Source organism: Enterococcus sp. AZ091, from assembly GCF_051714805.1.
In the GTDB taxonomy this organism is placed as follows: Bacteria; Bacillota; Bacilli; order Lactobacillales; family Enterococcaceae; genus Enterococcus_D; species Enterococcus_D gallinarum.
In genome coordinates this window covers 1,178,233-1,191,963 of the sequence record NZ_JBIOSO010000001.1, presented here as the reverse complement: position 1 = coordinate 1,191,963, position 13,731 = coordinate 1,178,233, and the positions used below count along the sequence as shown (strand labels likewise).

Genomic DNA, 13,731 nt, shown 5'->3' with positions numbered 1-13,731 from the left:
ACATCTTGATTCAAAAGATGTCTGCTTAATACATGTCATAGGTTAGTGAGACAGATTCAGCTGCTTATTTCCATTTTAAATTTAGCAGCTCCATCATTTCATGATACGCGGTTTCGATTCGCTGGCGTTTGTCTTCGGGTACTTTATCCGCATACTTCCCCCCAGGAAGATATTCTTCTGCCAGTACAACTTGAAAATCATAGGCTTCGGTAGTGCCAAACTCTGGATCGTCATATCTACGATCAGGGATCGGCTCTTTAGAGACCCATGTTGGATGCAGCTTGATATCACTCAAAAATGTACGATCACCTTCTTTTGTGAGCTCGACTTCTGGAATGACCCCTCGCTCGGTCCAATAGTTGTTGACTGTTTCGTAGCGTTGATTGGATAGCAAATTTCCCATTGAATAGAGAATAAATTTTTTCTCGCCGTCTTTTTCGATGATTTCTGTTGGTTCAGCGACATGTGGATGACCGCCAAAAATGATGTCCGCTCCGAGGTCGATCATTTGTCGATAAATCTTCTGCTGTTCTTCTGTAGGTTCTAAGGAATATTCTACACCGAGTTGCGGCATAACAACGGTGATGTCGGCTACTTTCTCTGCCTCTTTGATTTCAGCTGCTACTTTTTCCATGGATAAATCTTTTAAATAGGTCGTATATTCTTCCGGTGCCAAGCTAGCTTCATTGCCATTGAATCCGTAAGCATAAGCCAGCATCGCTACTTTGATGCCATTGGCTTCTTTGACGAATATCCCTTGATCATTTACATTGACACCAATCGGCTCCAATCCAATCTCCTGAAAAGCATTAGCAGTCGTTTTAAGCCCTTCGATTCCAGTATCCAAAATATGATTATGGGCTAGATCAATCACATCAAAACCAGCTGCTTTGATACTTTCTACTACATTCGGAGGCGCATTAAAGGTAGGATAACCGCCTAGTTCTTTGTTGGGATTGATGGTGCCTTCAAAGTCACCAAAAGCAATATCGGCAGAAGCGATCAACGGTTGCACCTGCTCAAAGTCATTGTCAAAATCATAGCGTTTCCCATCAAATGCACTCATATAAACTGGTCTGTGATAGAGCATATCGCCACTTGCTGTCAGAGTAATTTTCGACGATTGAGAGGCTGTTGTTGTTTCTTGGCTGGAAGTAGAAAGTGACACTTGGTTATCTGGGGAGCTTGTTGACGAATCAGTCCCAGTACGCATGGTGTGAATCAGCCAATAACTAACGGCAATCGTAACAAGCAGTAAACTTATGCCCAATGCCCATAGAAGCTGTCTTTTCCGTTGTTCAATCCTTCGTTGTTGCCTCATTGCTGCTCTCCGCCTTCCCAATATTAGCCTTCTTTGTCAACATTTTCTCATTACCTATCACGTTATGCATTGCACGGTTTCTTGCTTTTCTGCTTTGAATGGGCTAAAATCGCTAATTTCTTTTCGATAAAAGAACTATATATAGCAAATAAATATTATATATATAATTAATCATACTAAAGAAACAGTTCTTTTGATAGCCCTTTCTCATAAAAAGAGCAGCTAGGCATTTCTGCCTAACTGCTTTACTCATACTCGCTAGTTACCTAATAAAACTGGCGTAAGATTCATGAATGATTTAAGATTTTCTCTTCATGCTTTACCGGACAGCTTTGGTGGCAATCAGAACAACTGCCTTTTTTGACCATTCGATAAAGCACTTTTCCTGCATAGCCAAAGATCACTAGACTTAAAAGAATCGTTGCAATCATTTTTCGCCTCCTATTACTTCTCCGACTACTTGTAATAGTGGTGAATTTTTTTGTTGGGGTCTCTTTATCAGAGCAAACAGCAACAAACCAAGAACAATCAACGCTGCCAAGGTTCCTACTGTCAGTTGCCCTCCTTCAAAGAAGATATGCCCGAATTGGTAAACAATCAGACTTGCACAATAAGCCAGTCCACACTGGTAACTAATAGCCAACCAAGTCCACTTGCTATCCCCCATTTCACGATGGATCGCGCCGATGGCCGCAAAACAAGGGGCACACAATAAGTTAAAAATCAAAAAGGAGTAGGCGGCTACTGGGGTGTAATCGCCTCGCAGCACTTGCCAGATCTCTGTACCGGTTTCAGAAACCCCACTTTGGCCGTACAAAATCCCAAAAGTCCCGATGACATTTTCTTTTGCCACCAATCCTGTAATGGTCGCCACGGCACCTCGCCAAGTGCCCCAGCCTAGTGGCGCAAAAATCGGTGCTAACAAACGGCCGAAAAAGGCTAAGATGCTTTCTTCTTCCCCCACTCGATCAAAGGTAAAGTTGTAGCTAGAAGTAAACCAGATAAAGATACATGCAACGAAGATGATTGTTCCGGCTTTTTTGATGAAAGCTACGGCTCGATCAATCGCACTTTTCAACACGGTTCCTAGTTGCGGCAAATGATAGGCAGGCAATTCCATGATAAAAGGCGCTGGATCGCCGGCAAAGAGAGCGGTCTTTTTCAATGCAATGCCTGATAAAACAATGGCTCCCATCCCAATGAAGTAAGCCGATGGTGCGACCCATGAGCTTTCGGGAAAGAACGCCCCGGAAATCAGTGCAATGATTGGCAGTTTGGCAGAACAAGGCATAAAAGTCGTGACCATAACGGTCAAACGGCGATCTTTTTCATTTTCGATGGTTCGGCTCGCCATGACTCCTGGAACCCCACAGCCAGTAGCGATCAGCATCGGAATGAAGGATTTCCCAGATAAGCCAAACTTCCGGAACAAACGATCCATCACAAAAGCGATTCGTGCCATGTAGCCACAATCTTCTAATAAAGCCAAACAAAAAAAGAGCACAAAAATTTGAGGGACAAATCCAAGGACAGCCCCGACACCTGCCACGATCCCATCTTGGATCAATTCCTGCAGCCATTGTGCCACCTGCCATTGGTTCATCAGCTGCTGCAGAATATCCGGAACCCAACTGCCAAATAACACATCATTGACCCAGTCTGTGCCCATCGTGCCAATCGTTTGGATGGATAAGAAGTAGATTCCCCACATGAAAAAGGCAAAAATCGGTAGTGCCAGTAGGCGGTGGGTCAACACACGGTCGATTTTATCACTTAAGGACAAGCGGTATTCCTCTTCCTTGATCGTTGCTAAAGCCAACAACTGCTGAATGAATTCATACCGTTCATTTACTATAATCGCATCACTGTGCTCGTCAAAAATCATTTCCGTGATTTTGATAATTTCCGCTAATTCTTTTTCATTGCTCGGCGTCAAAGTGACTTGTTGACGAATCAATTCATCGCCTTCAAACAGTTTGATGGCAATCCAACGTCGTTTGCTTTCAGAAATCTCTTCGGGCAAAAGGGCCTTGATCTCTGCTAAGGCAGCCTCCAAACGGGAATCATAGACAACCACTGAGTCGCCATTCCCAGCTTTTTTCTTTGCGGCATCAATCAGCTTATTCAATCCATGTTGTTTTAAAGCACTGAAGCCAACGACAGGTACGCCTAGACCATAGGACAGCTTCTCAAAGTTGATCTGGATCCCTTTGCGCTTTAAAAGATCGATCATATTGATTCCCACTATTGTAGGCAGACCCATTTCCAACAATTGTAAAGTGAGGTAGAGATTCCGCTCCAAGTTCGTTCCATCAACGATATCTAAGACAGCATCGATGGGGGCTTCTGCCAAATAATTTCTCGAGATCACTTCTTCAGGAGTATAAGGAGACAATGAATAGATACCCGGCAAATCCTGGATCGTGATTTCTTTGGCTTTACGGAGCTTTCCTGATTTTCGTTCGACTGTCACTCCCGGCCAGTTCCCAACGGTTTGCTTGGCCCCCGTCAGTTGGTTGAAGGTGCTAGTTTTGCCGCTATTGGGATTGCCGACTAATGCGAATTGATAGGTCATTCCTCTACTCCTTTTTCAACAAAGACGAAAGCTGCTTCTTGTTTTCTCAGCGACAATTCATACCCTCTTAAGCGAATCTCGATCGGATCACCTAGTGGCGCTAGTTTCACGATATGAATCGGCACATTCTTGGTGATCCCCATATCCATCAATCGCCGCCGCAAAGCACCAGTCGTTGCAATTTTTACCACCTTGCCCTGCTCTCCTACATGTAATTGATCCAGAGAAGTCAAAACCGTCTGCTGTTGTCTTTCGGACACGTCAATCTGCTCCATGACGCTGGCATCCAATGCGATCCGGTTGTCCCGATGCAAGATGATGCCGCTTTTGCGGTTTTTTTGAACCATGAGAATGTCAACGCCTACCCGAAGACCCAAATCATTTAAATGCGCCGTGACGTTCTTTGGTGTCGCGATCGCTTCGATTTGGTATATTTTGGAAGCCTCTGTTTGCGCCATTTTCATGATTTCTTCCTCCTCTTGTGAAAGATTCCTATTATTTATCCGTTCAATTGAGAATGATTATCATTATAATAGAGCGATTTAGGACTAAAGTCAATCTGTTTCACAGATGAACTTGAAAGTTCGTTCACAATTCGAATTTTTTTTACTCACATCCATTGCATATTCTCGGATCTTTTTGGCTAAAAATCGCGATTTCCTAGGAAAAATCGGCTTTTTTCGGTTGTATAAAAACCAGATAAACACTATAAATAGTGTATGTAATTTTCACAAGCACTAGATATAGTGTTTTTTCGTTGACTTTCTCCTAGACTTATTTATACTAGATTTATAACTACTACTGACTCGGAGGAAATCATTATGAATATTAAACTATTTTCAAAAAACAACTGTATGCAATGTAAAATGGCAAAACGCTTTTTAAGCGATAATCATATTTCTTTTGAAGAAATCAATATTGACAACCAGCCTGAAGCAATTGAGTTTTTGAAAGAACAAGGATTCCAAAGCGTTCCGATCATCACTTCTGATGCACAAACAATCATTGGCTTCCGTCCGGATCAATTACGTCAATTGGCCAGCTAAGCAGTAACTTAACCAATGTGTTTTTGGAGGATTTGTCAGTCGTCAAGACCTGCAGATCCTTTTTTATACGATCAAAACAAGGAAAGAGGTTGCCTTTTATGAGCTTAAAAGAAATCAAGGATGTAAGCTACTTTAAATTGAATAATGAAATCAACCGCCCCGTTGATGGACAGATCCCTCTACACAAAGATAAAGAAGCACTAGCGGCTTTTTTCAAAGAAAATGTTGAGCCAAATACGATGACTTTCGATACAGTTACTGACAAAATCAATTACTTGATTGAACATGACTACTTAGAAGAAGCTTTCATTCGTAAGTATCGTCCTGCGTTTATCGAAGAACTTTATCAGTTTCTATCTGAACAGCATTTTACCTTCAAGTCCTTCATGGCAGCGTACAAATTTTATTCTCAATATGCATTGAAAACCAATGACGGAACAGCCTATTTGGAAAGTTATGAAGACCGTGTGGCATTCAATGCTCTCTATTTTGCAGATGGCGATGAAGAATTAGCTTTGGCTTTGGCTGATGAAATGATCTATCAGCGTTATCAACCGGCAACGCCTTCTTTCTTGAATGCTGGCCGCAAACGCCGAGGTGAATTGGTCTCTTGTTTCTTGATCCAGTTGACCGACGATATGAACGCAATCGGTCGGGGGATCAATTCCGCATTGCAACTTTCTCGGATCGGCGGCGGCGTAGGGATCACGTTGTCTAACTTGCGGGAAGCTGGCGCGCCTATCAAAGGTTACGAAGGAGCTGCTAGCGGTGTGATGCCAGTCATGAAATTGTTCGAAGATAGCTTTAGCTACTCCAATCAACTAGGACAGCGTCAAGGTGCTGGTGTCGTCTATCTCAACGTGTTCCATCCAGATATCATCAGTTTCTTATCTGCCAAAAAAGAAAATGCGGATGAAAAAATCCGGGTCAAGACTCTTTCTCTTGGTGTGATCGTTCCTGATAAATTCTATGAATTGACCCGTAAAAATGAAGATATGTATTTATTCAGCCCATATAGTGTCGAAAAAGAATACGGTATCCCGTTCTCTTATATCGACATCACCAAAGAATACGACAATTTAGTCATGAATCCTAAAATTCGTAAAACCAAAATCAAAGCCCGGGATCTTGAAAACGAAATTTCGAAATTGCAACAAGAATCCGGCTATCCTTATATCATCAATATTGATACGGCCAATCGTTCCAACCCAATCGACGGCAAGATCATTATGAGTAACCTTTGTTCCGAGATCCTCCAAGTGCAAGAACCTTCTGTGATCAACGGCAAGCAAGAATATGAAGTACTTGGTACCGACATTAGTTGTAATCTTGGTTCAACAAACATCGTCAATTTGATGGACAGTCCTGATTTTGGAAAATCCGTCCGTGCCATGACTCGCGCGTTGACTTTTGTTACAGATGCTTCTGACATCGACGTTGTTCCTTCTATTCAAAATGGAAATGCGTTGAACCATACGATTGGTTTAGGTGCAATGGGCTTGCATACCTATTTTGCGAAGAATCAAATGGAATATGGTTCTCCTGAATCATTAGAATTCACAGACTTATACTTTATGTTGCTCAACTACTGGACACTTGTAGAAAGCAATAACATCGCCAAAGAACGGGGCGAAGTGTTCCATAACTTTGAGAAATCAGCTTATGCGGATGGCAGCTATTTCACAGACTATATCACAGGGGATTACCAACCAAAATCAGACAAAATCAAAGCGTTATTCGACGGTGTCTTTATTCCTTCTGGAGAAGATTGGGCCGCATTGGCAGAAGCAGTCAAAAAAGACGGCTTGTACCACCAAAACCGTTTAGCCGTTGCGCCAAATGGTTCTATCTCTTATATCAATGATACAAGTGCGAGTATCCATCCAATCACACGAATGATCGAAGAACGGCAAGAAAAGAAAATTGGGAAGATTTACTATCCTGCACCTTACTTGAGCAATGATACGATTGGTTACTATCGCTCAGCCTATGATATGGATATGCGTAAAGTTATCGATGTTTATGCAACTGCACAAAAACACGTGGATCAAGGAATGAGTATGACCCTCTTCATGCGCTCAGATATTCCAGAAGGGCTCTATGAATGGAAAGAAACCAGTAAACAGACAACCCGTGACTTGAACATTCTGCGTCATTATGCGTTCCATAAAGGGATCAAATCGATTTATTATGTACGGACCTTTACGGATGACGCAGAAGAAATCGGCAGCAATCAATGCGAAAGCTGTGTGATTTAATCACGCACGCTAAGCTAAGCACTGACTAAGAACAAAAAAACTACCTGATTGAATCAAATGTCTTCACCAAAGCATGATCGAGATGGATTAGAGATCCTCCCGAAAGGTTGAAGGCATTTGCGACTGACAATCAGGTAGGCTCCTTTTGTTCTTGTCTCTGGTATCAAGACTACTATTGGAGGAACCTAAGATGGGCAAAACTTATTATGAAGCAATCAACTGGAATGCGATTGAAGACATCATCGATAAATCAACTTGGGAAAAGCTGACAGAACAATTCTGGCTAGATACGCGTATTCCATTATCCAATGATTTAGATGATTGGCGGACACTTTCAGATCTAGAAAAAACAACGGTTGGTTATGTATTCGGCGGGCTAACACTGCTCGATACGGTTCAATCAGAAAGCGGAATGGATCAGCTGCGTAAAGACGTACGCACGCCCCATGAAGAAGCTGTTTTGAACAATATTCAATTCATGGAATCCGTCCATGCCAAAAGTTATTCTTCTATCTTTAGCACATTGAATACAAAAGCCGAGATCGATGAAATCTTTGAATGGACCAATACGAATCCCTATCTGCAAAAAAAAGCAGAACGTATCAATGAGATCTATAAGAACGGTACTCCCCTTGAAAAGAAAATTGCGAGTGTTTTTCTAGAAACGTTTCTTTTTTATTCCGGTTTTTATACACCGCTCTATTATTTAGGCAATAATAAATTGGCTAACGTTGCAGAGATCATTAAACTGATTATCCGTGATGAATCGGTACATGGAACGTATATCGGCTACAAATTCCAATTAGGTTTCAATGAGCTTCCTGAAGAAGAACAACAGCGTTTGAAGGACTGGATGTACGATTTGTTGTATGAATTGTATGAAAATGAAGAACGGTACACCGAAGAATTGTATGACGCGATCGGCTGGACGGAAGAAGTCAAAACCTTCTTGCGCTACAATGCAAACAAAGCATTGATGAACTTAGGCCAAGATCCCCTGTTTCCAGATACGGCCAATGATGTCAATCCGATCGTAATGAATGGTATCTCTACCGGAACCAGCAATCACGATTTCTTCTCTCAAGTGGGGAATGGCTATCTATTAGGAACGGTAGAAGCAATGAAAGATGATGACTATTTCATCGGTCTAGGAGATTAAAAAAAGTTGACCTTTTATTAGGGTCAACTTTTTTTCGCGTTTTGAAGCCTTACAGCATCACATTTTTAAGGAAGTCGAGAGTTTCATCCAAACATTTCTTTGATTCTTCTAGCGAATAATCAAATTGGTATTCATGATTGACTGCCTCAGGAACATCTTTGTAAAAGAGAGATTTAACTGGCACATCTAGCTCTTGAAGCTTCTGATCAAAAGCGATTCCTTGATCCTGGAAAGAATAGGCATTGCCATCCGTGATATAGGTTGGCGGAAATTCTTTGGTCAATTTATTGACTAATGACACTTGCTGCAATTCTTTACTGTTTTTCCAATCTTTGGTTCCTAATAAAGACCACGCGACTGTTTTAACAAAGAATTTCATGAAGCGATCATCAGAAGTTTGATGAGCCATTTGCTTCAAGTCAACAGGTCCGCAATAAGAAATGAATCCTTTTATATCTCCTGATGGGATCACTTGCGTCATCTTCATATCTTTGGCGTAATCCGAATTGGTTTGGATCGCTAAGAATTGCCCAGCAATCTGTGAGCCGGCAGAGTCTCCACCAAAAATGACTTTTTTAAAGTCTAACATTGGATATTGCGCTGCCTCTTTCTTGATCGATTGATAGGCTTGATTGATTTGTTTGACTTGCCCTGGGTATTCTAGACTAGGAGCCCACTCATAGTTCAATGAAACCACTGCCACTTGTCCGCGATCTGCTAAGTAGGTCGCAAATTCTTTGGCCCCTTCCTTATCACCACCGACGTAACCACCACCATGCACCCAGAAAACAACTGGTACTTTCGAAGCACCTTGGGGATAATAGAGGTCAAATGTACTACGATCATAGTCAGAAGTATAGGTCAGATCATTTTTTACCGTCACATGAAGCAAACTTTTTTGATACGCGGTTTCATCTGTGATCTTCACCTCGTCATTAAACATTTTTCCAATCAGATAGGCCCCTGGACGAGGTGACACTTGAAAAGCAATCAGTACAACTAATGCTAGTATTACTAGAATACCGACAAGCCATAAACAAACACGCAAAATTTTTTTCACATACATGCTCCTTTGCTCTTTTTTCAGCTTCTTTATTTAACCACTTTTGCTGGAAGAATTCAATCAAACGCTGGAAGAATTCAATCAAACGAAGGAATTTATCAAAAAAAAGAAACGATAGCCATCTAGCAGATCGCTATCGTTTAAAAGATCAATGAGTCAATTAGAGCGGTAAAATCATGAATAGTCCGGCTGCCAATGCTGCACCGATAAAAGGTCCAATGATTGGTACAAACGCATATCCCCAGTCAGATGTTCCTTTATTTTTGATGGGCAAAATTTGATGGGCGATCCGCGGACCTAAATCTCGAGCTGGGTTGATGGCATATCCTGTCGGTCCGCCTAAAGAAAGACCGATCGCCAAAATCAAGATTCCGACTACGATTGGGTTCAAGCCATCCGTAAAGGTATTTGCACCAAATGCCAACAAGCCAAATACTAAAACAAACGTACCGATCACTTCGGTCATCGTATTCGCGGCTAAGTTACGAACGGCAGGTCCAGTGGCAAATGTCCCTAAAATAGCGCCTTGATCTTCTGTTTCATCCCATAACGGCAAGTAATTGAGCCAAACAAGAATTGCACCGACGATCCCGCCTGCTAACTGTGCCAACATGAAAGGTACCGCCAATCCCCAAGAAAAATTACCCGTCATTGCCATTCCCAACGTTACAGCAGGGTTCAAATGGGCAGGTCCCATGAAGCCAGAGGCATAAACAGCAATCGTCACAGCTGTTGCCCAGCCTGTCGCGATCACGATCCAGCCGGAAGCTTCTGCTTTACTCTTTTTAAGGTTGACTGCCGCACAAACACCATCCCCCAGTAAAACTAAAATTGCCGTTCCCAGAAATTCACTAAAGATTTGTGTTGCATCACTCATATCATTCTCCTCCTTTTAAGGCACTCAAATCTGATTCCGCAATTACTTGATCCAATTCTTCGGCATACATTTGCTTGTCTGCAGCTGTCCATTCAAAATAATCCGCCATTGCATCGATCACACCAACTTTGATCTGATCCAACGTATCTCGCATAAAGAGAACATGATTGGTTCGTCGCAATAAATAATCCACAGGGGTCAGAACCAGTTCTTCTTGCAAGGCATAATTCAATGCCGTGCTTTCTTTTTCATCCAGCCCCGCAAACGTGGTTTTATAGGTAAGGACTATCGGTAAGTTTGAACCGTAAAGATCGGCCAAGTATCGCGCATCTTCTGGGGAAAAACCGGCAGCTTCGGCGGTTTTCGCCAATTGCGCCAGTTCGTCCTCGACATTGGTCGGATCAATTTCGCCGCCAGATACCGGATAACGCGTGGAATCCACTAATTCAAACTGCTGCCCTTTTGCAGCCAGTAATTCATTGATTCGTTTGACGGCGCCTTCAGCCATTAACCGATAATCTGTAATCTTGCCTCCGGCCAGTGTCAACAGTCCGTCTTGAGACATTTCCAAGCTGCTGCCCCGAGAAACTTGTGAAGGATCCACACTGCTGGCTTCTAGACGTTCCTCTGCTTGTTTGATCGCCTTTTCGACTTGCGGGCGTTTGCGGTGATCGTCCAAATACGCTTCTACAGTTTGCACGATTTGATCAAAGCTTTCATCCGAAAGTTTGCTCTTAGCTCCGCCGTTGTAATCAGAACCGCCATTAGCCGTAATCAGCGGGCGTAACCCCGCCCAGCTAGCTTCAATATCATCCAGTTGGATCGCAGCTTCTGGAAAGCGATGGTTGATGATCTCTAAAAGATAATCGACGTCTTCTTGCGTAACAGTCGGATGGGCAAAATCGCCCGTGTAATCCGTATCTGTCGTACCAAAATACGTCTTGTTCTCCCTAGGAACCACAAAAACCATCCGACCATCATTCTTGCCAGTATCAAAATAAGTTGGCTGAGGTACTTTCAGCTTTTCACGATCCACCACTAAATGGACACCTTTGGTTGGGCGCATTTGCGGCGGTAAGTTATCATTGCTATCTAATTCTCGAACGATATCAGACCATGGTCCAGTGGTATTGATCACAACTTTCGCATGGATGGCGAATTGTTCTTTCGTTAATTGATCTTCTACTTGAACACCATTGATTTTTCCTTGTTCATCATGAAGCATACCGACAACTTTGGCTTTGCTGATCATTGCAGCACCATCTTGATGGGCCCGTTTGATATTTTCGATCACTAAACGGGCATCGTTGTTGCGGAAATCCAGATAGACTCCGCCTCCGGTCAAGTTCTCATGTTGCAGTTGCGGTTCTCGTTCCAATACTTCTTCTTTCGTCAACGTATAATTGGCATATTTACTATCTGTTACATTTGCCAGACGATCATACAAATCCATGGCAATCTTGACAGAAAAAAGATTGAAGGTTGCACCGGGCTCATCGTAGATAGGTAAAAGCATGGGATCTGGTTTAGGAATATGGGGAGCGATCTGTTGCACGATCGCTCGTTCCCTCACTGTATCTGCCACAACTTCGACATCAAATGTTTTCAAATAGCGGATGCCCCCATGAACCAGTTTCGTCGAACGAGAGGAGGTTCCTTCAGCAAAATCCTGCATTTCTACCAAAATCGTTTTCATGCCGGCAGCTGCCGTTTGCACGGCGACTCCAGCACCAGTGATTCCGCCACCAATGATCAATACATCATAGGTCGTATTTTTTGCTTCTGCTAGGGCTTGTTGCCGATCTTTATAAGAAAAAGTCATGGCTTACTCGCCTTCTTTCTTCACTTTGAATTTAAACATCTGAGTCGCTGCCACTGCTTGTTTCCATCCTTCATAAAGGTTCTCACGTTCATCAGCTGGCATTTCTGGTGTAAAGAGTTGACCATCTTCTGCCATTGCTTTCAATTCGTCGAGGTCTTTCCAGAAGCCGACGGCCAAGCCAGCTAAATAAGCCGCCCCCAGTGCTGTCGTTTCAAGATTGGCTGCCCGTTGCACTTCAATATCTAAGATATCTGCTTGGAATTGCATCAAAAGATCATTTTTAGCAGCCCCGCCATCCACTTTCAACAATGGGATATCGATCCCTGAATCTTTTTTCATGGTATCGATGACATCCTTCGATTGATAAGCGACAGCCTGCAAGGTCGCCCGCACGAAGTCTTCTTTCGTTGTCCCGCGGGTCAAGCCAAAAACTGCTCCCCGAGCATCAGAATCCCAATAAGGTGCACCTAATCCCGTAAAGGCTGGTACGACATAGACTTCATTGTCGCCAGTCGCTTTTGCCGCTAATTCTTCAGATTGCGGAGACGTCTCGATCATACGTAAGCCATCCCGCAACCATTGGATCGCTGAGCCGGCAACAAAAATACTACCTTCCAATGCGTAGTATACTTTACCATTGATTCCATAGCCGATCGTGGTCAACAGATCATTGTCGGATAATTGTGGTTCCTCTCCGGTATTCATAACGATAAACGCCCCTGTACCGTACGTATTTTTGATCATGCCTTTTTCAAAAGCCATTTGCCCAAAGAGAGCAGCCTGTTGGTCCCCTGCCATCCCAGCAATCGGTACTTCACTGCCATAAAAATGATAGCTGCGAGTATGGCCGTAAACTTCGGAGTTGCTTTTGACTTCCGGCAACATGGATGCTGGAATATTTAACAAATCCAAAATTTCTTGATCCCATTCTAAACGATGGATGTTATAAAGCATGGTCCGACTCGCATTGGAGTAATCCGTCACGTGGACTTGCCCATCTGTCAGTTTCCAGACAAGCCACGAATCAATGGTACCGAATAGTAGATCTCCATTCTCTGCTTTTTCTTGTGCACCTTCCACATTATCAAGCAGCCAGCGGATTTTCGTAGCAGAGAAGTAAGCATCGATCACTAACCCTGTCTTTTCATGGATCATGTCTGTATGTCCGTCGGCTTTCAATTGGTCAGCAATCGGAGAAGATTGGCGCGATTGCCAAACGATCGCATTGGCGATCGGTTGACCGGTATTTTTATCCCAAACAACTGTTGTTTCCCGTTGGTTGGTAATCCCGATTCCGGCGATTGCTTCAGGTCGAATCCCAGATTCGATAAAGGCTCCCGCGATAACCGATTGAACAGAGTTCCAGATTTCATTGGCATTGTGTTCTACCCAACCAGATTTTGGAAAATATTGGGGAAATTCCTTTTGCGAACTACCGACATTTTGTCCGTTGCGGTCAAAAATAATTGCTCTTGAGCTTGTAGTTCCTTGATCGATTGCCATAATATAGTTTTTCTCTGCCATGTTTCTCTCTCCTTTTAAATGGTTGATTTATTCTTTTGATACCGTTTTCTTACATTTATCTTACTCGAATTACCTGTAGTGATCTC

At 42.9% G+C, this 13,731-nt stretch carries 11 protein-coding genes; 3 read left to right on the top strand and 8 right to left on the bottom strand.

What is annotated here, in order from left to right; genetic code table 11:
* Positions 1-64 precede the first annotated feature (64 nt).
* From IGJ28_RS06105 to IGJ28_RS06090, 4 genes are all read right to left on the bottom strand, one after another.
* A complete protein-coding gene (locus tag IGJ28_RS06105) occupies positions 65-1,321 on the bottom strand; it encodes a CapA family protein (RefSeq protein WP_252712091.1) in 1,257 nt (418 codons plus the stop codon).
* Between the two features lie 287 nt (positions 1,322-1,608).
* Positions 1,609-1,752, bottom strand: coding sequence for a FeoB-associated Cys-rich membrane protein (locus tag IGJ28_RS06100; RefSeq protein ID WP_252712090.1), 144 nt, complete (start codon positions 1,750-1,752; stop codon positions 1,609-1,611).
* A complete protein-coding gene (gene feoB / locus IGJ28_RS06095; RefSeq protein WP_171917645.1) occupies positions 1,749-3,896 on the bottom strand; it encodes a ferrous iron transport protein B in 2,148 nt (715 codons plus the stop codon). The genes IGJ28_RS06100 and feoB overlap by 4 nt, the downstream gene beginning before the upstream one ends.
* Positions 3,893-4,360: a ferrous iron transport protein A gene (locus IGJ28_RS06090; RefSeq protein ID WP_138371580.1), complete on the bottom strand. Its 468-nt coding sequence runs from the start codon at positions 4,358-4,360 to the stop codon at positions 3,893-3,895. The genes feoB and IGJ28_RS06090 overlap by 4 nt, the downstream gene beginning before the upstream one ends.
* A 357-nt stretch (positions 4,361-4,717) precedes the next feature.
* Between IGJ28_RS06090 and nrdH the strand changes: the two genes are divergently transcribed.
* The 3 genes from nrdH (at position 4,718) to nrdF (ending at position 8,359) form a co-directional block, all read left to right on the top strand.
* The gene (gene nrdH / locus IGJ28_RS06085) at positions 4,718-4,942 is read left to right on the top strand and encodes a glutaredoxin-like protein NrdH (protein WP_003127409.1); all 225 of its coding nucleotides are present in this window, start codon (positions 4,718-4,720) and stop codon (positions 4,940-4,942) included.
* A gap of 98 nt (positions 4,943-5,040) precedes the next feature.
* Positions 5,041-7,200: a class 1b ribonucleoside-diphosphate reductase subunit alpha gene (gene nrdE, locus IGJ28_RS06080; RefSeq protein WP_103300584.1), complete on the top strand. Its 2,160-nt coding sequence runs from the start codon at positions 5,041-5,043 to the stop codon at positions 7,198-7,200.
* Positions 7,201-7,390: 190 nt separating this feature from the next.
* A complete protein-coding gene (gene nrdF / locus IGJ28_RS06075; RefSeq protein ID WP_003127406.1) occupies positions 7,391-8,359 on the top strand; it encodes a class 1b ribonucleoside-diphosphate reductase subunit beta in 969 nt (322 codons plus the stop codon).
* A 49-nt stretch (positions 8,360-8,408) separates the two neighbouring features.
* Here nrdF and IGJ28_RS06070 read toward each other — a convergent pair whose 3' ends face one another.
* The 4 genes from IGJ28_RS06070 to glpK form a co-directional block, all read right to left on the bottom strand.
* Positions 8,409-9,425 (bottom strand): alpha/beta hydrolase, encoded by a 1,017-nt coding sequence (locus IGJ28_RS06070; RefSeq protein WP_252712089.1) that lies wholly within the window; start codon positions 9,423-9,425, stop codon positions 8,409-8,411.
* Between the two features lie 157 nt (positions 9,426-9,582).
* Complete coding sequence (locus tag IGJ28_RS06065) at positions 9,583-10,299, bottom strand: MIP/aquaporin family protein (RefSeq protein WP_003127404.1); 717 nt, start codon at positions 10,297-10,299, stop codon at positions 9,583-9,585.
* A gap of 1 nt (position 10,300) precedes the next feature.
* Positions 10,301-12,121 (bottom strand): type 1 glycerol-3-phosphate oxidase, encoded by a 1,821-nt coding sequence (gene glpO / locus IGJ28_RS06060; RefSeq protein WP_138371578.1) that lies wholly within the window; start codon positions 12,119-12,121, stop codon positions 10,301-10,303.
* Between the two features lie 3 nt (positions 12,122-12,124).
* Positions 12,125-13,645, bottom strand: a complete 1,521-nt coding sequence (gene glpK, locus IGJ28_RS06055; RefSeq protein ID WP_003127402.1) for a glycerol kinase GlpK — start codon at positions 13,643-13,645, stop codon at positions 12,125-12,127.
* Positions 13,646-13,731 lie beyond the last annotated feature (86 nt).